The 23,823-nt window shown below is 52.4% G+C and carries 19 protein-coding genes, 1 tRNA gene, 3 rRNA genes and 1 other annotated feature; of the genes, 10 read left to right on the top strand and 13 right to left on the bottom strand.

The genetic code is table 11. From position 1 onward, the window contains the following. Nucleotides 1-39 precede the first annotated feature (39 nt). Together pssA and FD428_RS05625 are read left to right on the top strand one after the other, a co-directional pair. Nucleotides 40-1,395 (top strand): CDP-diacylglycerol--serine O-phosphatidyltransferase, encoded by a 1,356-nt coding sequence (gene pssA, locus FD428_RS05630; RefSeq protein ID WP_012131199.1) that lies wholly within the window; start codon nucleotides 40-42, stop codon nucleotides 1,393-1,395. A gap of 48 nt (nucleotides 1,396-1,443) precedes the next feature. After that, nucleotides 1,444-1,767, top strand: coding sequence for a YfiM family lipoprotein (locus FD428_RS05625; protein ID WP_048902421.1), 324 nt, complete (start codon nucleotides 1,444-1,446; stop codon nucleotides 1,765-1,767). On the opposite strand, the gene FD428_RS05620 is transcribed toward FD428_RS05625, so the two are convergent. The 8 genes from FD428_RS05620 to rluD form a co-directional block, all read right to left on the bottom strand. Next, complete coding sequence (locus FD428_RS05620) at nucleotides 1,764-3,062, bottom strand: MFS transporter (protein ID WP_024130104.1); 1,299 nt, start codon at nucleotides 3,060-3,062, stop codon at nucleotides 1,764-1,766. The two genes, FD428_RS05625 and FD428_RS05620, sit on opposite strands and share 4 nt — an antisense overlap. 345 nt (nucleotides 3,063-3,407) lie before the next feature. Beyond that, nucleotides 3,408-3,523, bottom strand: a 5S ribosomal RNA gene (rrf, locus tag FD428_RS05615). Between the two features lie 102 nt (nucleotides 3,524-3,625). Next, a 23S ribosomal RNA gene (locus tag FD428_RS05610) occupies nucleotides 3,626-6,532 on the bottom strand. A 187-nt stretch (nucleotides 6,533-6,719) separates the two neighbouring features. Next, nucleotides 6,720-6,795 (bottom strand) — tRNA-Glu (locus FD428_RS05605). A gap of 85 nt (nucleotides 6,796-6,880) precedes the next feature. Beyond that, nucleotides 6,881-8,422 (bottom strand): 16S ribosomal RNA (locus tag FD428_RS05600). The 16S, 23S and 5S rRNA genes sit together here with 1 tRNA gene alongside, the layout of an rRNA operon. A gap of 451 nt (nucleotides 8,423-8,873) precedes the next feature. Further along, a complete protein-coding gene (gene clpB / locus FD428_RS05595) occupies nucleotides 8,874-11,447 on the bottom strand; it encodes an ATP-dependent chaperone ClpB (RefSeq protein WP_024130844.1) in 2,574 nt (857 codons plus the stop codon). Nucleotides 11,448-11,576: 129 nt separating this feature from the next. Next, the gene (yfiH, locus tag FD428_RS05590; RefSeq protein ID WP_110493935.1) at nucleotides 11,577-12,308 is read right to left on the bottom strand and encodes a purine nucleoside phosphorylase YfiH; all 732 of its coding nucleotides are present in this window, start codon (nucleotides 12,306-12,308) and stop codon (nucleotides 11,577-11,579) included. Next, the gene (gene rluD / locus FD428_RS05585) at nucleotides 12,305-13,285 is read right to left on the bottom strand and encodes a 23S rRNA pseudouridine(1911/1915/1917) synthase RluD (protein WP_047461899.1); all 981 of its coding nucleotides are present in this window, start codon (nucleotides 13,283-13,285) and stop codon (nucleotides 12,305-12,307) included. Before rluD ends, yfiH begins: the two co-directional genes overlap by 4 nt. Nucleotides 13,286-13,416: 131 nt before the next feature. Between rluD and bamD the strand changes: the two genes are divergently transcribed. The 4 genes from bamD to pheA all read left to right on the top strand — a co-directional run bounded on the left by bamD (nucleotide 13,417) and on the right by pheA (nucleotide 16,173). Continuing rightward, the gene (bamD, locus tag FD428_RS05580) at nucleotides 13,417-14,154 is read left to right on the top strand and encodes an outer membrane protein assembly factor BamD (protein WP_012134683.1); all 738 of its coding nucleotides are present in this window, start codon (nucleotides 13,417-13,419) and stop codon (nucleotides 14,152-14,154) included. A 270-nt stretch (nucleotides 14,155-14,424) separates the two neighbouring features. Next, complete coding sequence (gene raiA / locus FD428_RS05575; RefSeq protein WP_024130845.1) at nucleotides 14,425-14,763, top strand: ribosome-associated translation inhibitor RaiA; 339 nt, start codon at nucleotides 14,425-14,427, stop codon at nucleotides 14,761-14,763. A 102-nt stretch (nucleotides 14,764-14,865) separates the two neighbouring features. Then, nucleotides 14,866-14,990 (top strand) — a sequence feature (Phe leader region). Beyond that, nucleotides 14,867-14,914 (top strand): pheA operon leader peptide PheL, encoded by a 48-nt coding sequence (gene pheL / locus FD428_RS05570; RefSeq protein WP_101706155.1) that lies wholly within the window; start codon nucleotides 14,867-14,869, stop codon nucleotides 14,912-14,914. (Overlaps the previous feature by 48 nt.) 22 nt (nucleotides 14,991-15,012) lie before the next feature. Beyond that, the gene (pheA, locus tag FD428_RS05565) at nucleotides 15,013-16,173 is read left to right on the top strand and encodes a bifunctional chorismate mutase/prephenate dehydratase (protein WP_047461896.1); all 1,161 of its coding nucleotides are present in this window, start codon (nucleotides 15,013-15,015) and stop codon (nucleotides 16,171-16,173) included. 115 nt (nucleotides 16,174-16,288) lie between these two features. Here pheA and tyrA read toward each other — a convergent pair whose 3' ends face one another. After that, nucleotides 16,289-17,410, bottom strand: coding sequence for a bifunctional chorismate mutase/prephenate dehydrogenase (gene tyrA, locus FD428_RS05560; RefSeq protein WP_047461893.1), 1,122 nt, complete (start codon nucleotides 17,408-17,410; stop codon nucleotides 16,289-16,291). A gap of 10 nt (nucleotides 17,411-17,420) precedes the next feature. Continuing rightward, a complete protein-coding gene (gene aroF / locus FD428_RS05555; RefSeq protein WP_047461890.1) occupies nucleotides 17,421-18,491 on the bottom strand; it encodes a 3-deoxy-7-phosphoheptulonate synthase AroF in 1,071 nt (356 codons plus the stop codon). A 215-nt stretch (nucleotides 18,492-18,706) separates the two neighbouring features. On the opposite strand from aroF, the gene FD428_RS05545 reads away from it, so the two are divergent. The 4 genes from FD428_RS05545 to FD428_RS05530 all read left to right on the top strand — a co-directional run bounded on the left by FD428_RS05545 (nucleotide 18,707) and on the right by FD428_RS05530 (nucleotide 21,469). Next, nucleotides 18,707-19,081 carry a DUF2799 domain-containing protein gene (locus tag FD428_RS05545; RefSeq protein ID WP_047461887.1) on the top strand — a complete coding sequence of 125 codons (375 nt, stop codon included), beginning with the start codon at nucleotides 18,707-18,709 and terminating at the stop codon, nucleotides 19,079-19,081. A gap of 157 nt (nucleotides 19,082-19,238) precedes the next feature. Beyond that, nucleotides 19,239-19,757 (top strand): YfiR family protein, encoded by a 519-nt coding sequence (locus FD428_RS05540; RefSeq protein ID WP_047461885.1) that lies wholly within the window; start codon nucleotides 19,239-19,241, stop codon nucleotides 19,755-19,757. Next, entirely contained in the window at nucleotides 19,750-20,973 is a 1,224-nt protein-coding gene (gene dgcN, locus FD428_RS05535) for a diguanylate cyclase DgcN (protein WP_012134690.1), read from the top strand. The genes FD428_RS05540 and dgcN overlap by 8 nt, the downstream gene beginning before the upstream one ends. Nucleotides 20,974-20,986: 13 nt before the next feature. Continuing rightward, nucleotides 20,987-21,469, top strand: a complete 483-nt coding sequence (locus FD428_RS05530) for an OmpA family protein (protein ID WP_058667979.1) — start codon at nucleotides 20,987-20,989, stop codon at nucleotides 21,467-21,469. A gap of 2 nt (nucleotides 21,470-21,471) precedes the next feature. Here the strand turns inward: FD428_RS05530 and FD428_RS05525 are convergent, their stop codons facing one another. From FD428_RS05525 to rplS, 3 genes are all read right to left on the bottom strand, one after another. Further along, the gene (locus tag FD428_RS05525) at nucleotides 21,472-22,830 is read right to left on the bottom strand and encodes a PepSY domain-containing protein (RefSeq protein ID WP_114848790.1); all 1,359 of its coding nucleotides are present in this window, start codon (nucleotides 22,828-22,830) and stop codon (nucleotides 21,472-21,474) included. Nucleotides 22,831-22,893: 63 nt separating this feature from the next. Beyond that, the gene (locus FD428_RS05520) at nucleotides 22,894-23,247 is read right to left on the bottom strand and encodes a DUF2946 domain-containing protein (protein ID WP_112002527.1); all 354 of its coding nucleotides are present in this window, start codon (nucleotides 23,245-23,247) and stop codon (nucleotides 22,894-22,896) included. Nucleotides 23,248-23,437: 190 nt separating this feature from the next. Beyond that, nucleotides 23,438-23,785: a 50S ribosomal protein L19 gene (rplS, locus tag FD428_RS05515; RefSeq protein WP_012134695.1), complete on the bottom strand. Its 348-nt coding sequence runs from the start codon at nucleotides 23,783-23,785 to the stop codon at nucleotides 23,438-23,440. Between the last annotated feature and the right edge of the window lie 38 nt (nucleotides 23,786-23,823).

The raw sequence follows: 23,823 nt of genomic DNA, 5'->3' as shown, positions 1-23,823 counted from the left end.
CAGAGGACCCTTCAATGAACAGAGAAGAAATGCACTGTGATGTTGTCAAAATTTAAGCGTAATAAACATCAACAACACCTTGCCCAACTACCTAAGATCTCTCAGCCAGTTGATGATGTAGATTTCTTTTATGCTCCCGCTAATTTCAGGGAGACTCTGCTGGAGAAGATAGCCAGCGCGACGCAGCGTATTTGCATTATTGCCCTGTATCTTGAACAGGATGACGGCGGCAAGGGCATACTCGACGCGCTCTATGAGGCTAAACGGCAGCGTCCTGAGCTGGATGTTCGGGTACTTGTCGACTGGCATCGCGCTCAGCGTGGACGTATTGGCGCAGCCGCGTCCAATACTAACGCTGACTGGTATTGCCGAATGGCGCAAGAAAACCCAGGCATCGATATTCCTGTCTACGGCGTGCCGATTAACACGCGTGAAGCGCTTGGCGTACTGCATTTTAAAGGCTTTATCATTGATGATAGCGTCCTTTACAGCGGCGCCAGCCTGAACGACGTCTATCTGCATCAGCATGATAAATATCGTTATGATCGTTACCAGTTGATTCGTAATGCAAAGATGGCCGACATCATGTATGAGTGGGTCACGCAGAATCTGCTTAACGGTCGCGGCGTAAATCGCCTGGACAGTGCCCAGCGTCCGAAAAGCCCGGAGATTAAAAACGACATTCGTTTGTATCGCCAGGAATTGCGCGATGCGTCATACCATTTCCAGGGCGATGCCGACAACGAGCAACTTTCCGTTACGCCACTGGTTGGGCTGGGAAAATCGAGCCTGCTGAACAAGACCATTTTCCATCTTATGCCCTGCGCAGAGCATAAGCTCACAATTTGCACACCTTATTTCAACTTGCCTGCGCTGCTGGTTCGCAACATCATCCAACTGCTGCGCGAAGGGAAAAAGGTTGAGATTATCGTGGGTGATAAAACCGCCAACGACTTTTATATCCCTGAGGATGAACCGTTTAAAATCATCGGCGCGCTTCCCTATCTCTACGAGATTAACCTACGTCGCTTCCTCAGCCGTTTACAGTATTACGTCAACACCGATCAGCTCGTAGTGCGTTTGTGGAAAGATGACGACAATACTTATCACCTGAAAGGAATGTGGGTTGATGATAAGTGGATGCTGCTCACCGGGAACAACCTTAACCCGCGAGCATGGCGTCTGGATCTGGAAAACGCAATTCTGATTCACGATCCAAAACAGGAACTTGCTCCCCAGAGAGAGAAAGAGCTGGAGCTTATCCGCACTCACACCACGGTTGTTAAGCATTACCGCGATCTACAAAGCATCGCTGACTATCCGGTCAAAGTCCGTAAGCTCATTCGCAGACTCCGTCGTATTCGAATCGACAGATTAATCAGCCGTATTCTGTAAATCAAAAAGCCCCGTCCCTGCGACGGGGTTTTTCCTGTGAGGGTCACGGTGCGTTTCCTTATACTTTTTGGCATGTTGTTGCTCTCAGGCTGTAGCCATATGTCCAATGACAGCTGGAGCGGGCAGGATAAAGCGCAACACTTCATTACATCAGCCATGCTTTCCGCCGCCGGGAATGAGTATGCCCGGCATCAGGGAATGAGCCACGATCGCAGTGCAACCGTTGGGCTGCTGTTCTCCATTAGTCTCGGTGCGTCAAAAGAGATGTGGGACAGCCGCCCCGGAGGGAGCGGCTGGAGCTGGAAAGATTTCGCCTGGGATGTCGCAGGCGCAACCACAGGTTACGCCGTCTGGCAAATGGCGCGGAACTAGAGACGTAACCCTTTTCCCTTGCGGTGCAGCATCAGCGACACCAAAAATGCCACGATAGCCATAATGGTCACATACCAGAAGAATGATGTCTCCATACCAACGGACTTCAGAGACAGCGCAACATATTCCGCAGAGCCGCCGAACAGCGCATTCGCCACCGCATAGGAAAGCCCTACCCCCAATGCCCGCACCTGGGCAGGAAACATTTCCGCCTTCAGGATCCCACTGATTGAGGTGTAGAAACTCACGATCAACAGGGCGCACATCACCAACCCAAAGGCTGCGTAAGGTGAAGTGACATTCTGTAATGCTGACAGAATAGGTACGGTAAATAGCGCAGCCAGAGCGCCAAAGCAGAGCATTGATGTCCGTCGGCCGATTTTATCTGAAAGAGCGCCAAACAGGGGTTGAATTATCATGTAGACAAACAGTGCTGCCGTCATGATTCCGCTGGCGACATTGGCATGCATACCGGCGGTATTCACCAGATACTTCTGCATATAGGTTGTGAAGGTATAGAAACACAGCGAACCCGCAGCGGTAAATCCCAGTACCATGATAAACGCTTTACGGTTACGCCATAGTCCTTTGAGCGATCCAGCCTCTTTCAGCGCGCGGGTTTCTTGTTTTGAGGTTTCATCCAACTGTCGACGCAACCAAAGCGCGACAACGGCCAGTACGGCACCCAATGCAAAAGGAATACGCCATCCCCATTCTCTGAGGGAAGATTCCTCCAGCGTTTGCTGCAAGATAACCACAACCAGCAGTGCCAGTAACTGACCACCGATCAGAGTGACATACTGGAACGATGCGTAAAAACCTTTGCGGCCTTCAACAGCCACCTCACTCATATAGGTCGCGCTGGTTCCGTATTCTCCTCCAACAGACAGCCCCTGAAACAGACGAGCCAACAGCAGAAGAGCCGGAGCCCAGGTGCCGATCGTGGCATACCCTGGCAGGCAGGCAATGACTAACGAGCCCATACACATCATGCAAACAGAGAGAAGCATTGATTTCTTACGACCATGCTTATCGGCAATCCGACCAAAAAGCCAGCCGCCAATGGGACGCATCAGGAAGCCTGCGGCGAAAACTCCGGCGGTCTGTAAAAGCTGAGTGGTGGTATTTCCCGAAGGAAAAAAGATGTGCGCAAAGTAGAGAGAGCAGAAGGAATAGACATAGAAATCAAACCACTCGACCAGATTCCCTGATGATGCCCCTACAATTGCCCATACGCGACGACGGGTGTCACTGCTTGCCAGCGACCCGTTTACAGTTACACTGCTTTCAGTCATTAGAAATATACTCCCGCCAAAGATCCACCCGAGCTCGTCGGTGCTTTTCACTGTCTTTTTTAGTGAATGAAATGTTATATAATTGTTATTATTTATTTTGTGATAGAGATCGATATTTTAGTTAGCAGGAAAACGATTTAGGAGTATACGGAGGGAATAGTCATCCGGCAGAACAGCGCATATATGCCGGATGGCGGTGTGAACACCTTATCCGGCCTACAGACTGTGTGCAAAATACCCGGGATGTTTTTACAGGCGGGATAAGGCGCAGCCGACATCCGGCTGCACCCGGAAGCATGAACGCAAAAAGGCCATCCCTCAGGATGGCCTCTTCACTTAATTAATGCCTGGCAGTTCCCTACTCTCGCATGGGGAGACCCCACACTACCATCGGCGCTACGGCGTTTCACTTCTGAGTTCGGCATGGGGTCAGGTGGGACCACCGCGCTACGGCCGCCAGGCAAATTCTGTTCGTCTAATGCCTCTCGCATTAAACACTAATCTGTAATCAAAGCTGAATATTGTTTGTGTCTCTCAGTCCGCCAAAACACCTTCGGCGTTGTAAGGTTAAGCCTCACGGTTCATTAGTACCGGTTAGCTCAACGCATCGCTGCGCTTACACACCCGGCCTATCAACGTCGTCGTCTTCAACGTTCCTTCAGGACTCTCAAGGAGTCAGGGAGAACTCATCTCGGGGCAAGTTTCGTGCTTAGATGCTTTCAGCACTTATCTCTTCCGCATTTAGCTACCGGGCAGTGCCATTGGCATGACAACCCGAACACCAGTGATGCGTCCACTCCGGTCCTCTCGTACTAGGAGCAGCCCCCCTCAGTTCTCCAGCGCCCACGGCAGATAGGGACCGAACTGTCTCACGACGTTCTAAACCCAGCTCGCGTACCACTTTAAATGGCGAACAGCCATACCCTTGGGACCTACTTCAGCCCCAGGATGTGATGAGCCGACATCGAGGTGCCAAACACCGCCGTCGATATGAACTCTTGGGCGGTATCAGCCTGTTATCCCCGGAGTACCTTTTATCCGTTGAGCGATGGCCCTTCCATTCAGAACCACCGGATCACTATGACCTGCTTTCGCACCTGCTCGCGCCGTCACGCTCGCAGTCAAGCCAGCTTATGCCATTGCACTAACCTCCTGATGTCCGACCAGGATTAGCTGACCTTCGTGCTCCTCCGTTACTCTTTAGGAGGAGACCGCCCCAGTCAAACTACCCACCAGACACTGTCCGCAACCCGGATTACGGGCCCACGTTAGAACACCAGCCATTAAAGGGTGGTATTTCAAGGGCGGCTCCATGCAGACTGGCGTCCGCACTTCAAAGCCTCCCACCTATCCTACACATCAAGGACCAGTGTTCAGTGTCAAGCTATAGTAAAGGTTCACGGGGTCTTTCCGTCTTGCCGCGGGTACACTGCATCTTCACAGCGAGTTCAATTTCACTGAGTCTCGGGTGGAGACAGCCTGGCCATCATTACGCCATTCGTGCAGGTCGGAACTTACCCGACAAGGAATTTCGCTACCTTAGGACCGTTATAGTTACGGCCGCCGTTTACCGGGGCTTCGATCAAGAGCTTCTCCCGAGGGATAACCCCATCAATTAACCTTCCGGCACCGGGCAGGCGTCACACCGTATACGTCCACTTTCGTGTTTGCACAGTGCTGTGTTTTTAATAAACAGTTGCAGCCAGCTGGTATCTTCGACTGATTTCAGCTCCATGAGTAAATCACTTCACCTACATATCAGCGTGCCTTCTCCCGAAGTTACGGCACCATTTTGCCTAGTTCCTTCACCCGAGTTCTCTCAAGCGCCTTGGTATTCTCTACCTGACCACCTGTGTCGGTTTGGGGTACGATTTCGTGTTACCTGATGCTTAGAGGCTTTTCCTGGAAGCAGGGCATTTGTCACTTCAGCACCGTAGTGCCTCGTCATCACGCCTCAGTGTTAAAGTGCACCGGATTTGCCTGGAGCACACACCTACACGCTTAAACCGGGACAACCGTCGCCCGGCCGACATAGCCTTCTCCGTCCCCCCTTCGCAGTAACACCAAGTACAGGAATATTAACCTGTTTCCCATCGACTACGCCTTTCGGCCTCGCCTTAGGGGTCGACTCACCCTGCCCCGATTAACGTTGGACAGGAACCCTTGGTCTTCCGGCGAGCGGGCTTTTCACCCGCTTTATCGTTACTTATGTCAGCATTCGCACTTCTGATACCTCCAGCATGCCTCACAGCACACCTTCAACGGCTTACAGAACGCTCCCCTACCCAACAACGCATAAGCGTCGCTGCCGCAGCTTCGGTGCATGGTTTAGCCCCGTTACATCTTCCGCGCAGGCCGACTCGACCAGTGAGCTATTACGCTTTCTTTAAATGATGGCTGCTTCTAAGCCAACATCCTGGCTGTCTGGGCCTTCCCACATCGTTTCCCACTTAACCATGACTTTGGGACCTTAGCTGGCGGTCTGGGTTGTTTCCCTCTTCACGACGGACGTTAGCACCCGCCGTGTGTCTCCCGTGATAACATTCTCCGGTATTCGCAGTTTGCATCGGGTTGGTAAGCCGGGATGGCCCCCTAGCCGAAACAGTGCTCTACCCCCGGAGATGAGTTCACGAGGCGCTACCTAAATAGCTTTCGGGGAGAACCAGCTATCTCCCGGTTTGATTGGCCTTTCACCCCCAGCCACAGGTCATCCGCTAATTTTTCAACATTAGTCGGTTCGGTCCTCCAGTTAGTGTTACCCAACCTTCAACCTGCCCATGGCTAGATCACCGGGTTTCGGGTCTATACCCTGCAACTTAACGCCCAGTTAAGACTCGGTTTCCCTTCGGCTCCCCTATACGGTTAACCTTGCTACAGAATATAAGTCGCTGACCCATTATACAAAAGGTACGCAGTCACCCCATAAAAGAGGCTCCCACTGCTTGTACGTACACGGTTTCAGGTTCTTTTTCACTCCCCTCGCCGGGGTTCTTTTCGCCTTTCCCTCACGGTACTGGTTCACTATCGGTCAGTCAGGAGTATTTAGCCTTGGAGGATGGTCCCCCCATATTCAGACAGGATACCACGTGTCCCGCCCTACTCATCGAGCTCACAGCCTGTGCATTTTCGTGTACGGGACTTTCACCCTGTACCGTGCGACTTTCCAGACGCTTCCACTAACACACAAGCTGATTCAGGCTCTGGGCTCCTCCCCGTTCGCTCGCCGCTACTGGGGGAATCTCGGTTGATTTCTTTTCCTCGGGGTACTTAGATGTTTCAGTTCCCCCGGTTCGCCTCGTTAGCCTATGTATTCAGCTAACGATAGTGTGACGAATCACACTGGGTTTCCCCATTCGGACATCGCCGGGTCAAGGGTTCATATCACCTCGCCGGCGCTTTTCGCAGATTAGCACGTCCTTCATCGCCTCTGACTGCCAGGGCATCCACCGTGTACGCTTGGTCGCTTAACCTCACAACCCGAAGATGTTTCGTGAAACACTTCGTGTTGCGAAAATTTGAGAGACTCATACACACTTTACGTGTGTCGTTTCAATTTTCAGCTTGATCCAGATTTTTAAAGAGCAAATATCTCAAACGTCACCCGAAGATGAGTTTTGAGATATTAAGGCAGGTGACTTTCACTCACGAACCAGCAAGTGGCGTCCCCTAGGGGATTCGAACCCCTGTTACCGCCGTGAAAGGGCGGTGTCCTGGGCCTCTAGACGAAGGGGACACTGAAGTCTCAATCGCAAGACGCCTTGCTTCTTTCTTTTCATCAGACAATCTGTGTGGGCACTGCAAAGGCAGGTTCTTTAAGGTAAGGAGGTGATCCAACCGCAGGTTCCCCTACGGTTACCTTGTTACGACTTCACCCCAGTCATGAATCACAAAGTGGTAAGCGCCCTCCCGAAGGTTAAGCTACCTACTTCTTTTGCAACCCACTCCCATGGTGTGACGGGCGGTGTGTACAAGGCCCGGGAACGTATTCACCGTGGCATTCTGATCCACGATTACTAGCGATTCCGACTTCATGGAGTCGAGTTGCAGACTCCAATCCGGACTACGACATACTTTATGAGGTCCGCTTGCTCTCGCGAGGTCGCTTCTCTTTGTATATGCCATTGTAGCACGTGTGTAGCCCTGGTCGTAAGGGCCATGATGACTTGACGTCATCCCCACCTTCCTCCAGTTTATCACTGGCAGTCTCCTTTGAGTTCCCGGCCTAACCGCTGGCAACAAAGGATAAGGGTTGCGCTCGTTGCGGGACTTAACCCAACATTTCACAACACGAGCTGACGACAGCCATGCAGCACCTGTCTCACGGCTCCCGAAGGCACATTCTCATCTCTGAAAACTTCCGTGGATGTCAAGACCAGGTAAGGTTCTTCGCGTTGCATCGAATTAAACCACATGCTCCACCGCTTGTGCGGGCCCCCGTCAATTCATTTGAGTTTTAACCTTGCGGCCGTACTCCCCAGGCGGTCGACTTAACGCGTTAGCTCCGGAAGCCACGCCTCAAGGGCACAACCTCCAAGTCGACATCGTTTACGGCGTGGACTACCAGGGTATCTAATCCTGTTTGCTCCCCACGCTTTCGCACCTGAGCGTCAGTCTTCGTCCAGGGGGCCGCCTTCGCCACCGGTATTCCTCCAGATCTCTACGCATTTCACCGCTACACCTGGAATTCTACCCCCCTCTACGAGACTCAAGCCTGCCAGTATCAGATGCAGTTCCCAGGTTGAGCCCGGGGATTTCACATCTGACTTAACAGACCGCCTGCGTGCGCTTTACGCCCAGTAATTCCGATTAACGCTTGCACCCTCCGTATTACCGCGGCTGCTGGCACGGAGTTAGCCGGTGCTTCTTCTGCGGGTAACGTCAATTGCTGCGGTTATTAACCACAACACCTTCCTCCCCGCTGAAAGTACTTTACAACCCGAAGGCCTTCTTCATACACGCGGCATGGCTGCATCAGGCTTGCGCCCATTGTGCAATATTCCCCACTGCTGCCTCCCGTAGGAGTCTGGACCGTGTCTCAGTTCCAGTGTGGCTGGTCATCCTCTCAGACCAGCTAGGGATCGTCGCCTTGGTGAGCCGTTACCCCACCAACAAGCTAATCCCATCTGGGCACATCTGATGGCAAGAGGCCCGAAGGTCCCCCTCTTTGGTCTTGCGACGTTATGCGGTATTAGCTACCGTTTCCAGTAGTTATCCCCCTCCATCAGGCAGTTTCCCAGACATTACTCACCCGTCCGCCACTCGTCAGCGAAGCAGCAAGCTGCTTCCTGTTACCGTTCGACTTGCATGTGTTAGGCCTGCCGCCAGCGTTCAATCTGAGCCATGATCAAACTCTTCAATTTAAGTTTGATGCTCGTGAATTAAACTTCGTAATGAATTACGTGTTCACTCAGAGACTTGGTATTCATTTATTGTCCGAAGACATTAAGAATCCATGTCACTTTGAGTGCCCACACAGATTGTCTGATAAATTGTTAAAGAGCAGTGCCGCTTCGCTTTTTCTCAGCGGCGCGGGGTGTGCATAATACGCTTTCCCGCTTGAGAGTCAAGCATTTATTTTTGCTTTTCTCTGCCGGCGTTCATCGCTGAACCCCGCTGACCCGGCGGCCTGTGTGCCGTTGTTCCGTGTCAGTGGAGGCGCATTATAGGGAGTTATTCCGGCCTGACAAGGGGAAATTAGAAAAAACTTATCAACCGTTCGTTTTTTGGACGTTTTGCATATCACCCTTTTATTTTTGCCTGGTTTTTAAACAAAAACGAGCCCGAATGGACCCGTTTTTTATTCTTTGTGACTTACTGCACTGCCACAATGCGATCGTCATTCGCCTCCAGACGAATCGCTTTACCCGGAATCAGCTCACCAGACAAGATTTGCTGCGCCAGCGGGTTTTCAATCTGCTGCTGAATTGCACGTTTCAATGGACGCGCCCCGTAAACCGGATCGTAACCATTCGCGCTCAGCAGTTTCAGCGCATCATCAGAGATATGGATTTCATACCCGCGCTCTTCCAGACGTTTGTACAGACGCTGCAACTGGATCTGTGCAATAGAAGCGATATGTTTTTCACCCAACGGATGGAATACCACGACCTCATCTATACGGTTAATGAATTCCGGGCGGAAGTTGTGGCTGACCACACCAAGCACCAGTTCTTTCATATGGCCGTAATCCAGCTCACCGAAACGCTCCTGGATCAGATCGGAACCGAGGTTTGAGGTCATAATGACAACCGTATTGCGGAAGTCGACCGTTCTCCCTTGCCCGTCCGTCAGACGGCCATCATCCAACACCTGCAACAGAATGTTGAATACATCAGGATGCGCTTTCTCAACTTCGTCCAGCAGTATGACGGAATAAGGACGACGACGTACCGCTTCCGTCAGATAACCGCCCTCTTCATAACCCACATATCCCGGAGGCGCGCCAACCAGACGAGACACGGAGTGTTTTTCCATGAACTCAGACATGTCGATACGCACCATCGCGTCATCGCTATCAAACATAAAGTTTGCCAGTGCCTTGCACAGTTCGGTTTTACCTACCCCGGTCGGCCCAAGGAACAGGAACGAACCAATTGGACGATTCGGGTCGGCCAGTCCCGCACGGCTACGGCGAATGGCATTCGATACCGCTTCAACGGCCTCATTCTGCCCAATCACGCGGCTGTGTAATTCCTGCTCCATACGCAGCAGTTTTTCACGTTCGCCTTCAAGCATTCTGGCAACCGGAATCCCCGTCCACCGCGCCAGCACTTCAGCTATTTCCGCATCCGTCACTTTATTGCGTAACAGACGCATGGTTTTACCTTCAGATTGAGTCGCCGCTTCCAGCTGTTTTTCCAGCTCGGGGATTTTGCCGTACTGAAGTTCAGACATCCGCGCCAGATCGCCCACACGACGCGCCTGTTCGATGGCGATTTTCGCCTGCTCCAGCTCAGCCTTAATGGTCTGCGTACCGGACAGAGAGGCTTTCTCTGCTTTCCACTCTTCTTCTAATTCAGAGTACTGGCGTTCTTTATCATCCAGTTCCTCGTTGAGCATATCGAGGCGTTTTTTGCTCGCCTCATCAGACTCTTTCATTAACGCCTGCTGTTCCAGCTTGAGCTGAATAATACGGCGGTCGAGCCTGTCCAGTTCTTCCGGCTTGGAGTCAATCTGCATACGGATGCTGGATGCCGCTTCATCGATCAGGTCGATGGCTTTATCCGGCAACTGGCGATCGGAAATGTAGCGGTGAGATAAGGTTGCCGCCGCCACAATCGCTGGGTCAGTAATCTGCACATGGTGGTGCAGCTCATAACGTTCTTTAAGACCACGCAGAATAGCGATGGTATCTTCCACAGACGGTTCCGCGACGAACACTTTCTGGAAACGACGTTCCAGCGCCGCATCTTTTTCAATGTACTGGCGATATTCGTCTAGCGTCGTGGCGCCCACACAGTGCAGTTCTCCACGCGCCAGCGCCGGTTTCAGCATGTTCCCGGCATCCATTGCGCCGTCGGCTTTACCCGCGCCGACCATCGTGTGTAATTCATCGATAAACAGGATGACGTTGCCTTCCTGTTTGGCGAGATCGTTCAGCACGCCTTTCAGACGCTCTTCAAACTCACCGCGATACTTCGCCCCGGCCACCAGCGCGCCCATATCCAGCGCCAGTACGCGACGGCCTTTCAGCCCTTCCGGCACTTCGCCATTAATGATTCGCTGCGCCAGCCCTTCGACAATCGCCGTTTTACCGACCCCCGGTTCACCGATTAATACCGGGTTATTTTTAGTACGGCGTTGCAGTACCTGAATGGTACGGCGAATTTCTTCATCACGACCAATCACCGGATCGAGCTTGCCCTGCTCCGCGCGCTCGGTCAGGTCGACGGTATATTTTTGCAAGGCCTGACGTTGGTCTTCAGCCCCTTGATCGTTCACGCTTTCACCTCCGCGCATTTGTTCAACTGCCTGAGTGATATTGGCGGTGGTCGCCCCGGCCGATTTCAGTAGGTCGGTCAGCGTGCCGCGAGACTCAAGCGCAGCCAGAACGAACAGTTCCGACGAAATAAAGTTGTCCCCACGTTTTTGCGCCAGCTTGTCGCAAAGATTCAGTACACGCACCAGATCCTGAGACGGCTGTACGTCGCCGCCGGTGCCTTCCACCTGCGGTAAACGGCTCAGCGCCTGATCAATACTCGTGCGTAACTGGCCAGCATTAATGCCAGCGGACGTTAATAAAGGACGTACCGATCCCCCTTCCTGATTCAGTAAGGCGCTCATTAAATGAAGAGGTTCGATGAATTGGTTGTCGTGCCCCAGTGCGAGCGACTGGGCATCGGCAAGAGCAAGCTGGAATTTATTAGTAAGACGATCCAGACGCATAACTCCTCCCATAACAGGTCAAAATTGCTACTGGAGATTAAATGAGGTCATCCCTCAATTATTCAAGGTGAATGACCTGAATTATGTGAAAAGAAAATTACACGTACCGGATCGTCTTGATTCTTTAGGTTATATCAGCCAAATAAAACTTGCCATACGACCTGTGATCTTGTCGCGACGATAAGAGAAGAAAGTCTCACTTTCGCTGTAGGTACAGCGATCGCCGCCATAGACGCTTTCAACTCCCACATTCGCCAGACGTTGACGCGCAAGCTGATAAATATCCGCCAGATATTTTTCGCCGCGCGCCTGAAATGCGCTGCTCGCCTTCGCATCTTTTGCGATAAACGCGTCACGCACTTCAGCCCCCACTTCAAAAGCAGCAGGGCCAATAGCCGGACCCAGCCAGGCGATAATGTTTTCAGGTTTATCGGCAAAGCAGGCGACCGTCTCTTCCAGCACACCTTCACATAATCCGCGCCAGCCCGCATGAGCCGCCGCCACTTCCGTTCCCGCGCGATTACAAAACAACACGGGCAAACAGTCCGCCGTCATCACCGCGCAAACGGTGCCGGGGGTATTGCTGTACGACGCATCCGCACGTTTGGATGCATAAGGCTCGCCGGTGAGTTTCAGCACGTCCTTGCCATGCACCTGTTCAAGCCAGACGGGTTTTGACGGCAAATTGCCCGCAGCAAAGAGTCTCTTGCGATTCTCTTCCACATGTTCCGGGTTATCGCCGCAATGGGCGCCCAGGTTCAGAGAATCGTAAGGCGGTAAGCTGACACCGCCTGTACGTACAGAACTACAGGCTGCAACCCCCTCCGGGATTGGCCACTGCGGAACAATTAGCTTACTCATAGCCAGTCTACATCATCCTTATGTTCTTCGAAGTCAGCGCGCATCACGTCAATCAGCTCCACCATATCCTGCGGAATCGGCGCATGCCATTCCATTTCAATACCGGAAATCGGATGGTAAAGACGCAGCATCGTCGCGTGCAGCGCCTGGCGATCAAACTGACGCAACGTGGAGATAAACGCTTCTGATGCCCCCTTCGGTGGACGCGGACGACCGCCATACACCTGATCGCCCACCAGCGGATGCGTGATATGCGCCATGTGCACGCGGATCTGGTGCGTACGTCCGGTTTCCAGACGCAACCGCAGACGCGTATGCACACGGAAATGTTCCATGATGCGGTAGTGAGTCACCGCCGGTTTCCCCATTGGATGCACTGACATATGGGTTCGTTTGGTCGGATGACGGCTGATCGGTTCATCTACCGTACCGCCCGCCGTCATATGTCCGATCGCGACCGCTTCATACTCACGGGTGATTTCACGCAGTTGCAAAGACTCCACCAGTCGCGTTTGCGCCGGAACCGTTTTCGCCACCACCATCAGACCTGTGGTGTCTTTATCCAGACGATGCACAATACCCGCGCGCGGTACGTCAGCAATCGGCGGGTAGTAATGCAACAGAGCATTCAGTACCGTACCATCAGGATTACCGGCGCCAGGGTGAACCACTAAATCGCGCGGTTTGTTGATGACAAGGATATCGTCATCTTCGTAGACGATATCCAGCGGGATATCCTGCGGCTCAAAGCGGATCTCTTCGTCGATTTCCGCGTTAATGGAAACCTGTTCGCCGCCCAATACTTTTTCTTTCGGTTTATCGCAAAGTTTACCGTTGACCAGCACGCGCCGATCGAGAATCCATTCTTTTATGCGCGAACGTGAATAATCCGGGAACATTTCGGCCAAAGCCTGATCTAAGCGTTGACCGAGTTGGTTTTCGGATACCGTTGCGGTGAGTTGTACTCGTTGTGCCATATACAGCTTCTTCGTTTAACGTTGGGTTTTACGGCTTTGCCGTTTAATATAGTGTGCTATTGTAGCTGGTCTTAACCGGGAGCAGGAACAGAGAATCTCCCGTAAAACATTTTGAGGAAAGTCAAAACGTCATGACGCGCATGAAATATCTGGTGGCAGCAGCCACGTTGAGCCTGTTTTTGGCGGGTTGCTCTGGTTCAAAGGAAGAGGTGCCCGATAATCCGCCTAACGAAATCTACGCGACTGCCCAGCAAAAGCTGCAGGACGGTAACTGGAAACAGGCAATAACGCAATTGGAAGCGTTGGATAACCGTTATCCATTTGGACCGTATTCTCAGCAGGTGCAGTTGGATCTGATCTACGCCTACTACAAAAACGCCGATCTGCCGTTAGCTCAGGCCGCCATCGATCGTTTTATTCGCCTCAATCCGACGCACCCGAATATTGATTATGTCATGTATATGCGCGGTCTGACCAATATGGCGCTGGATGACAGCGCGCTGCAAGGTTTCTTCGGCGTCGATCGTAGCGATCGCGATCCGCAGCACGCCCGAGCTGCATTCAATGATTTCTCAAAACTGGTGCGTAGCTATCCGAACAGCCAGTACACGACCGACGCCACCAAACGTCTGGTCTTCCTGAAAGATCGTCTGGCGAAGTATGAATACTCCGTTGCCGACTACTACACCGCTCGCGGCGCATGGGTTGCCGTGGTAAACCGTGTGGAAGGTATGCTGCGCGACTTCCCGGATACGCAGGCGACGCGCGACGCTCTGCCGCTGATGGAAAACGCTTATCGTCAGATGCAGATGACGACTCAGGCTGACAAAGTGGCGAAAATTATCGCCGCTAATGGTCGCAACACCTGATTGCGTACTGAACGCAAAACGGCAGCCCTAAGGCTGCCGTTTTTTTATCCATTTTACGCTGTTGCTGAAGCGGTTTCAGTACAACGCATCCCGTCAAATATGGCTCCCTTTCGGCTATTCCTCAAGTAAAAAATCCGTTGTTCCTGCGATAACTCACAAAAAGGCTTCCTTGACAAAAAGTGACAAAATAATGTGATTTAAATCACGCTTTTTGACATTGGGAACGGTATGCTGGAATCACCAAGACGGGAAAGACAAGAGGTAAAATTTATGACAATGAACATTACCAGTAAACAAATGGAAATTACTCCGGCAATACGCCAGCATGTCGCAGACCGTCTCGCCAAACTAGAAAAATGGCAAACTCACCTGATTAATCCACATATCATTCTGTCTAAGGAGCCACAGGGTTTCATCGCTGATGCCACCATCAATACCCCGAACGGACATCTGGTCGCCAGCGCAAAACACGAAGATATGTACGCCGCCATTAACGATTTGATCAACAAGCTGGAACGGCAGCTCAATAAAGTGCAGCACAAAGGCGAAGCCCGTCGTGCCACAACTTCAGTAAAAGACGCCAACTTCGTCGAAGCAGAAGAAGAGTAGTCCCTTACATTGAGTGTATCGCCAACGCGCCTTCGGGCGCGTTTTTTGTTGACAGGATTAAAACAGTACGGGTACTTTACTGAAGTCGCTCAAGGAAACTGACATGAAACTTATCCCGTTCTTCTTCGCATTCTTTTTTACCTTCCCCTGAATGGGAGGCGTTTCGTCGTGTGAAAAAGAATGCGAAGACGAACAATAAGGCCTCCCACACGGGAGGCCTTTTTTATTGATAACAAGAAAGGCAACACTATGACATCGGAAAACCCGTTACTGGCGCTGCGAGAGAAAATAAGCGCTCTGGATGTAAAATTACTGGCCTTGCTGGCGGAGCGTCGTGAGCTGGCCGTTGAAGTCGGGAAAGCGAAGCTGCTTTCTCATCGCCCGGTGCGTGATATCGATCGCGAGCGCGACCTGCTGGACAGGCTGATCGCGCTTGGCAAAACCCATCATCTGGACGCGCACTATATTACTCGCCTGTTCCAGCTCATCATTGAAGATTCCGTCCTTACCCAGCAGGCGCTGTTGCAGCAACATCTGAACAAAATTAACCCGCATTCAGCGCGTATTGCCTTTCTTGGACCAAAAGGGTCGTACTCGCACCTCGCTGCGCGCCAGTATGCCGCCCGCCACTTTGAACAGTTTATTGAAAGCGGCTGCGCAAAATTCGCTGATATCTTTAATCAGGTCGAAACCGGGCAAGCGGACTACGCCGTCGTGCCGATTGAGAACACCAGTTCAGGCGCGATCAACGACGTCTACGATCTGTTGCAGCACACCAGCCTCTCTATCGTGGGCGAGATGACCATTACCATCGACCATTGCGTGCTGGTTTCAGGGACGACCGATTTAAACACCATTGAGACGGTCTACAGCCACCCGCAGCCGTTCCAGCAGTGCAGTAAATTCCTTAACCGCTATCCGCACTGGAAGATTGAGTACACTGAAAGCACCTCTGCGGCAATGGAAAAAGTGGCGCAGGCGAACTCTCCACGCGTAGCGGCGCTGGGTAGCGAAGCCGGTGGCGTGCTGCATGGGCTACAGGTGCTGGAACGAATCGAAGCCAACCAGACGCAGAATATTACCCGTTTCGTGGTGCTGGCGCGCAAAGCCGTCAATGTTTCCGACCAGGTCCCGGCGAAAACCACGCTGCTGATCGCCACGGGTCAACAGGCAGGTGCGCTGGTTGAGGCGCTGCTGGTGCTGCGCAATCACAACCTGATCATGACCAAACTGGAGTCTCGTCCGATTCACGGCAACCCGTGGGAAGAGATGTTTTATCTCGATATCCAGGCCAACCTGGAATCACCGGAGATGAAAAAAGCGCTGAAAGAGTTGGGGGAAATTACCCGCTCGATGAAGGTACTGGGCTGCTACCCCAGCGAGAACGTTGTGCCTGTCGATCCGAACTAACTGATCCGAACTAACTGTTTGATAATGCCGGATGGCGCTACGCTTATCCGGCCTACGATTCATGCAATTTTGTAGGCCGGATAAGACGCACCTGCGTCGCCATCAGGCATCTCACTTATTGTCGGCTATCGTTAGCCTGGCGTAACAGCGTGCGACTTTCGTTCTGGAAGCGTTTGGCGTAATCACCAAACCAATGCTCGACCTTGCGGAAACTGTCGATAAAGGCCTGCTTGTCGCCCTGCTCCAGCAAACCAATCGCGTCGCCAAAACGTTTATAGTAGCGTTTGATCAGCGCCAGGTTATTTTCCGACGACATAATAATATCGGCATATAGCTGCGGGTCCTGCGCAAACAGTCGCCCAACCATCGCCAGTTCGAGACGGTAAATCGGTGACGACAGCGCCAGCAGTTGTTCCAGCTGGACATTCTCTTCCGCCAGGTGCAAACCGTAAGCGAACGTCGCAAAGTGACGCAGCGCCTGAATAAACGCCATATTCTGATCGTGCTCAACGGCGCTAATCCGATGCAACCGCGCGCCCCACACCTGAATTTGCTCAAGGAACCACTGATACGCCTCCGGCTGACGACCATCGCACCAGACAACCACCTGCTTTGCCAGACTGCCGCTGTCCGGGCCAAACATCGGGTGTAAGCCCAGTACCGGGCCATCGTGCGCCGCCATCATCGCCTGTAGCGGTCCGTTTTTAACCGATGCAAGATCGACCAGAATACAGTCCGCAGGCAAACGCGGTAATTTCGCGATCACCTGCTCCGTGATATGAATCGGCACACTTACGATCACCATCCCGGCATCGGCCACGATCTCCTGCGCCCGTCCCCAGTCCTGTTGCTCAAGTATGCGTACCTGATATCCCGACAGCGTGAGCATTTTTTCAAACAAACGGCCCATCTGACCGCCGCCGCCGACGATAACCACCGGGCGCAGAGAAGGACAAAGCGTCTTAAACCCTTTGTCATTCTCACTGGAGTAAGACTCACGCATCACCCGACGCAAGACGTCTTCAATCAGATCGGGAGGAACGCCAAGCGCTTCCGCCTCCGCACGGCGTGAAGCCAGCATAGACGCCTCACGCTCAGGCACGTAAATCGGCAGCCCAAAGCGGCTTTTCACTTCACCGACTTCGGCCACCAGCTCCAGGCGCTTAGCCAGTAAATCCAGCAGCGCCTTATCCACTTCATCTATTTGATCGCGTAACGCGGTCAACTCAGCAACCATAACCAACCTCTTATGCTACACGCGCCACCAGTTGGCCGTTCAGGTCCTGATGAATTTCACGCAGCAGTGCATCCGTGGCTTCCCAGCTGATACACGCATCCGTAACAGACACGCCGTATTTCATTTCACTGCGCGGTTGCTCGGAGGACTGGTTGCCTTCGTGAATATTACTTTCAATCATCAAGCCAATAATGGAACGGTTGCCGTCTTTGATCTGCGCGACCACAGACTCTGCCACGGCAGGCTGGCGACGGTAATCTTTATTCGAGTTACCATGGCTGCAATCTACCATCAGAGACGGGCGGAGTCCTGCCTGTTCCATCTCTTTTTCACACTGCGCGACATCTGCCGGGCTGTAGTTTGGCGCTTTCCCACCGCGCAGAATGACATGGCCATCCGGGTTGCCCTGCGTTTGCAGCAGAGCGACCTGCCCCGCCTGGTTGATACCGACAAAACGGTGTGACTGAGCAGCGGCACGCATGGCGTTAATCGCCGTCGCCAGGCTGCCATCCGTCCCGTTTTTAAAGCCAACGGGCATGGAAAGGCCAGAGGCCATTTCACGGTGGGTTTGGGATTCGGTCGTACGCGCGCCGATTGCCGACCAGCTAAACAGATCGCCCAGGTATTGCGGGCTGTTTGGATCTAACGCTTCCGTCGCCAGCGGCAAGCCCATGTTCACCAGTTCCACTAGAAGTTGACGCGCAATCTTCAGGCCGGTTTCCACATCAAACGAGCCATCCATATGAGGATCGTTAATCAACCCTTTCCAGCCGACAGTGGTACGGGGCTTTTCAAAATAGACGCGCATTACCAGGTAGAGGCTATCGCTGACCTCTGCGGCAAGAGTTTTAAATCGACGAGCGTATTCCAGAGCGGTTTCAGGATCGTGGATAGAACAAGGGCCGCACACCACCAGCAGGCGCGGATCGCGACCGGCGATGATGTCAGAAATCGTTTTACGTGACTGGGCGATTTGCGCCTCTTGCGACAAACTCAGCGGGAACGCCGCTTTGAGTTGCTCCGGGGTCATCAGAACCTGTTCGTCGGTAATGTGTACGTTGTTCAGCGCGTCTTTTTGCATGATGGCGATCCTGTTTAGCTCGTTTGCGATAAATGATCCTCACAGAGGATGGCGTAACGATAACATAATCGGTAAAGATTTCAATCCACATTACGTAAATTTTACTTTACACAAACCATTTATCTCGCAATTAACGCCATTCAAATCGTACATAAAAATTTACACCATTATATTTGCGAATCCACTATGCTTTGAAAAACACAGGAGAACAGGCAATGAAGCGTTTCGCAGGCGCCTTATTTGTTTTATTCATCAGCGGATGTCAGATCGATCCTTACACGCATGCTCCCACCTGGACCGCGACCGACTGGTATAGCGCCGGTATCGAAGATGCGATTTCAGGCGTTGCCGTCAAAGATAACGAAACACTAGCTGACGCCTGGAACGATCCTGACGTGGAGCGAACGCAATATCTTAAGGGCTACGCCGAAGGCCAGCGAAAAACCTGCCAGTTAAACTTTGTCCACGCCCGAGGACTGGCCGGGAAAACATTTCCCGCCAGTTGCGACACGGTTGAAAACGCCCGTCAATTGCATGATGCCTGGCAAAAAGGCGCAGACGAAGGTGTTCGCTCAATGCGGCTAAATTAATTAAGACCTTACCAATAAATAAGTATGGGATTTAACTTAAGGAAATACCATTAATCGGCATGGTGTAATGACTGACAGGCAAAATAATGTTATTTTGCTGCAAACAATCACGGATGTATTTTGATGCTTTTTGACTGACGCTGGTGGGCACCTGTTTATGAGCTTTTCTCACCGACTCATACTCCTGCTAACGCTATTACTGGCAGGATTACCACTGTATGCTCAGGGCATCACAGAAGAAGCGAAATCTGTACGCTCAATCGTTTCCGGTATCGTCAGCTATACACGCTGGCCTGCATTATCTGGCCCTCCACGGCTATGTATTTTCGCCTCGTCTCGTTTTGCCGATGTGCTGAACGACAACAGCGCCAGGTCATTACCTTATCTGCCCGTCATCATCCGCACGGAGCAGGAAGCTCTGACAGCCCGTTGCGATGGCTTTTATTTCGGCAGTGAATCTCCGGCGTATCAGGTAGAATTAACGAATAAATATCCGTCTAAGGCATTGTTATTAATTGCCGAACAAAATACTGAATGCATTATTGGCAGCGCATTTTGTCTGATCATAAACAATGATGAAGTCAGATTTTCCGTAAATCTGGATTCCCTGTCACGCAGTGGCGTAAGAGTGAACCCCGACGTATTGATGCTTGCACGGAATCAAAAGCATGGATAAGGATTTTTTCCCTACAACGCGCCCGACCTTTAAGCGTACATTACGCCGGATCAACATGATCAGCGTACTGGTCACCATGTTGCTGATCTGGCTGCTGCTTTGCGTCGCCTCTGTCCTGACGCTGAAACAATATGCGCAAAAAAATCTGGATCTGACTGCCGCGACAATGACCCATAGTCTTGAGGCCGCATTGGTGTTTTCCGATGGCGTCGCCGCGACAGAAACGCTGGCCGCGCTGGGGCGCCAGGGGCAGTTCTCGGCCGCAGAGGTCCGCGATAAAAACCAGAAGGTAATCGCCTCCTGGTATTATGACGCACAAGCGTCGGACGATAAGCTCAATGGCCTGATCAGCCAGTGGCTTTTCCCGCTGCCGGTGACTCAGCCCGTCTGGCACAATGGCAAAATTATCGGCGAGGTCTGCCTGACCGCGCGTGACAGCTTGATTGGTCATTTTATCTGGCTCTCGCTGGCGGTTCTTACCGGGTGTATTTTGCTCGCATCCGGCATTGCGTTAATGCTCACGCGTTATTTGCATAATGGCGTGGTGGACGCGCTGCAAAACATCACCGATGTGGTACATGATGTACGCACGAACCGTAACTTTTCACGTCGCGTTTCTGAGGAACGCATTGAAGAGTTCCATCTTTTTGCCCAGGATTTCAACAGCCTGCTGGATGAGATGGAAGAGTGGCAACTGCGGCTACAGGCTAAAAACGCCCAGCTTTTGCGTACCGCGCTGCACGACCCCCTTACTGGTCTTGCTAATCGTGCCGCCTTTCGTAACAGCATAACCGAGTTGATGAACGACAGCTCCGCCCGTAGCTGTTCGGCGCTGCTATTTCTGGACGGCGATAATTTCAAATTCATTAACGATACATGGGGGCATGCCGCAGGAGATCGCGTTTTGATCGAGGTCGCCCGGCGACTGGCGGAGTTTGGCGGCAATCACCACCAGCCATATCGACTTGGCGGAGATGAATTCGCCATGGTGCTTTACAACGTGCATTCGGAGTACGAAGTTAAACGCATTTGTTCGGCATTATCGCAAGAATTTAATCGCCCTTTTGATCTGCATAACGGGCATCTGGCGAGTATGACGCTGAGTATTGGTTTCGCGCTGACGTGGGAACATGCTTCCGCAGAAAAATTACAAGAGTTGGCCGATCGTAATATGTATCAGGCCAAACATCAGCGTTCTGAACGTTCAATTAAATAACAGGAATAGATATATGCTAAAGCGACTTTTCTCCCCGATCATTCTGATAGCGTTGATTCTGGCGGGTTGCCAGACGCCGCAGGGGAAATTTACGCCCGAACAAGTTGCGGCAATGAAATCCTATGGATTTACTGAATCAGCAGGCGACTGGTCTCTGGGGCTGTCTGACAACATTTTATTTGATAAAAACGACTATAAGTTACGCCCGGAAAGCCAGCAGCAAATCCGTGAGATGGCCTCCAGGCTGGCAGCCACCGGGCTGAAACATGCCCGTATGGATGGCCATACTGACAACTACGGCGAAGACAGTTATAACGAGGCATTGTCGCTCAAGCGCGCCAATGTGGTTGCTGACGCCTGGGCCGAAGGCGCCAACATCCCTCGTAGCAATCTGACGACGCAGGGTTTAGGTAAAAAACACCCGGTCGCCAGCAATCAGAGCGCGAAAGGTCGTGCTGAAAACCGCCGCGTTGCCGTCGTCATCAGCACGCCGTAATGTTAGTCAACTGGCTGTGCAAGGGTGGCGCGAGACGTGCTGAACCAGCGCAGCCAGTCGATAACGATAAATACCAGCAGACTGCCTCCCAGCACCGGCATCGCCATCCCCAGGGCGGCAGCCAGCACCAGAACCCCGCACCTTCCCGGCCAACCTAACGTAAGCCAACACTGCATCAGCGTTTGCGCCGGGTTAACGCCTGACCTGGCCGGTCGGCGAATCCACCACAGACGGTAGCCGATAATAATCATCAGGCAAAGCCCAATGCCAAAGGCGATCAGCAGTAACTGATTTGGCAGACCAAACAGTATGCCCATATGGAAATCGACGCCCCAGCGCGTCAGCTTTGCCATAAGCGGAAAGTCAGCAAAATGCGTCCGGTCGATAACATGCAGGGTTGCGGCGTCTACTGATACCGCATCAACCTGTGTCGGCCAGCGACGATCAATTTCAGTTACCGTCCAGCCATGTTGCGCATCTTTGGCCGGACGAATCTCCAGCTTTTTAGCATCAATTCCCGCCGCCTGCGCCATATGCAGAACCGCATCAAACTGGCTGACATCCATATGCATAACCGGCATTTCCTGCCCGGCATGATGATCGGCATGTTCATCAACAGGGTGTTCGTCGCCATAAAGCTGCGTATTCACCTGCGGCGTCAGCCAGCCAAAAGCCGCACGCATTTTATCCACGTTGCCTCCGGCCCACTGGGACCAGGTTAAACCGGTTGCCGAGAACAGCAGCATCCCCGCCAGCAATAACCACCCCAGCATTACGTGTAAACGCCGGTTATTTTGCACCCGATTATTCAGCCGACGTTTTGGTCGGGTGAAATACCAGAGCATGATGCCGCCAGTCGCCGCAACCCACATCCAGGAGGCCGCCAGCTCGCTGTAAATTCGCCCGATATCCCCCAATAGCAAAGAGCGGTGAGCATAATCAATCCACTGACGCAGGGGCAAAATGCCACTGGTGCCATAGACCGTCATATCGCCTTTCACCGCCAGCGTCACTGGATCGATGAAAATCGCCCGGTTCTCAGAAGCGGCAAGTCCGGGGTCGGCAAACATCACCCGCGTCGTTGCGCCCTCTTCAAGAGCGGGACGAACGGCATGCAGTCGTAAATGCCCTCCCGTCACCTGTTGGGCAACGGCGATTTGCGCCGCCAGCGGTTGCCGCTCTCCTTGCTCTGTGCCCTGTAGCGCCGGTGCATAGAGCGCCTCTTCCAGTTGCGGCGTCGCAACGTAGAGCGTACCAGTTAAGGCCGCTACAAAGATAAATGGCCCGACAAACAGACCTGTGTAGAAATGAAAACGTCGCAGCAGGGTTATCCATGCCGCGCGCGGAGTGCAGGTCGTCATACTTTTCCTCAGAGAAAGCACACATGTGTCGTGACGCTTATGCGCACAAACGTATTGTTAGATTCAGGAAACAGCAGACCTGCGCGGCGGCGCGCGCGTATCGGGATAAAGCCAGGGGAAGAAATGCCAGTGTTTAACAACCGGGCGTGGCGGCGTCAGCTTTTGTCTGAGCAGCATCCCGGACAACAGGATGACCAGCGCCAGTATCAGGCCAGGAACATGGGTCAGGAGGACGCAATACCCGCACGCTTCACCGTGATCGACAGGCATCGGCATTGATGAAGACTGCCCATGATGTCCAACATGTTCAGCCATCATGCTCATGTCATGATGCATACCAGGCATGGCGCTCATGGGATCTTTTTGCAACGAGACGGAGATAAGCGGCGCCACCACGATCAGCAGGATCGCAAACATCGCGAGCCATGTCGCGTTGCGTTGATACGCAGGCTGACGAAATGTACCGATAACCACTGCCCCTCCCGTAACGAACGGGCATTGTAAATGATTTATGAACTAATGGTTAACGTTGTGAGCTTCACGATGATAAAAAAAGGGCCAGCCAACTGGCCAGCCCTTTCTTACAGGATGTCGCCTGAGCGATATCTTAGTTAAGACGCTCTTTAATACGAGCAGCCTTACCAGTACGCTCACGCAGGTAGTACAGTTTAGCTTTACGAACGGCACCACGACGTTTAACAGCAATGCTGTCAACTACCGGAGAGTGAGTCTGGAAGACACGCTCAACGCCTTCGCCGTTGGAAATTTTACGAACAGTGAATGCAGAGTGCAGACCGCGGTTACGAATAGCGATAACCACGCCCTCGAATGCCTGCAGACGTTTTTTGGAACCTTCAACAACCCATACTTTCACTTCCACGGTATCACCCGGACGGAAGGAAGGTACGTCCTGCTTCATCTGCTCTTGTTCAAGTTGCTTAATAATGTTGCTCATAATTTAATCTCTTATCCTGGGTAAACTGATATTTGGGG

It is taken from the genome of Citrobacter sp. TBCP-5362, from assembly GCF_005406305.1.
Taxonomy (GTDB): Bacteria; Pseudomonadota; Gammaproteobacteria; order Enterobacterales; family Enterobacteriaceae; genus Citrobacter_B; species Citrobacter_B koseri.
The sequence above is the reverse complement of the archived record's forward strand: the minus strand, read 5'-3'. Positions and strand labels throughout refer to the sequence as shown.

Excerpts from the sequence above, each read along its gene's own strand:
- pssA (WP_012131199.1), top strand. The coding sequence starts at position 40 with ATGTTGTCAAAATTTAAGCGTAATAAACATCAACAACACCTTGCCCAA.
- FD428_RS05620 (WP_024130104.1), bottom strand. The coding sequence starts at position 3,062 with ATGACTGAAAGCAGTGTAACTGTAAACGGGTCGCTGGCAAGCAGTGAC.
- clpB (WP_024130844.1), bottom strand. The coding sequence starts at position 11,447 with ATGCGTCTGGATCGTCTTACTAATAAATTCCAGCTTGCTCTTGCCGAT.
- yfiH (WP_110493935.1), bottom strand. The coding sequence starts at position 12,308 with ATGAGTAAGCTAATTGTTCCGCAGTGGCCAATCCCGGAGGGGGTTGCA.
- rluD (WP_047461899.1), bottom strand. The coding sequence starts at position 13,285 with ATGGCACAACGAGTACAACTCACCGCAACGGTATCCGAAAACCAACTC.
- bamD (WP_012134683.1), top strand. The coding sequence starts at position 13,417 with ATGACGCGCATGAAATATCTGGTGGCAGCAGCCACGTTGAGCCTGTTT.
- raiA (WP_024130845.1), top strand. The coding sequence starts at position 14,425 with ATGACAATGAACATTACCAGTAAACAAATGGAAATTACTCCGGCAATA.
- pheA (WP_047461896.1), top strand. The coding sequence starts at position 15,013 with ATGACATCGGAAAACCCGTTACTGGCGCTGCGAGAGAAAATAAGCGCT.
- tyrA (WP_047461893.1), bottom strand. The coding sequence starts at position 17,410 with ATGGTTGCTGAGTTGACCGCGTTACGCGATCAAATAGATGAAGTGGAT.
- aroF (WP_047461890.1), bottom strand. The coding sequence starts at position 18,491 with ATGCAAAAAGACGCGCTGAACAACGTACACATTACCGACGAACAGGTT.
- FD428_RS05545 (WP_047461887.1), top strand. The coding sequence starts at position 18,707 with ATGAAGCGTTTCGCAGGCGCCTTATTTGTTTTATTCATCAGCGGATGT.
- FD428_RS05540 (WP_047461885.1), top strand. The coding sequence starts at position 19,239 with ATGAGCTTTTCTCACCGACTCATACTCCTGCTAACGCTATTACTGGCA.
- dgcN (WP_012134690.1), top strand. The coding sequence starts at position 19,750 with ATGGATAAGGATTTTTTCCCTACAACGCGCCCGACCTTTAAGCGTACA.
- FD428_RS05530 (WP_058667979.1), top strand. The coding sequence starts at position 20,987 with ATGCTAAAGCGACTTTTCTCCCCGATCATTCTGATAGCGTTGATTCTG.
- FD428_RS05525 (WP_114848790.1), bottom strand. The coding sequence starts at position 22,830 with ATGACGACCTGCACTCCGCGCGCGGCATGGATAACCCTGCTGCGACGT.
- FD428_RS05520 (WP_112002527.1), bottom strand. The coding sequence starts at position 23,247 with ATGTTTGCGATCCTGCTGATCGTGGTGGCGCCGCTTATCTCCGTCTCG.
- rplS (WP_012134695.1), bottom strand. The coding sequence starts at position 23,785 with ATGAGCAACATTATTAAGCAACTTGAACAAGAGCAGATGAAGCAGGAC.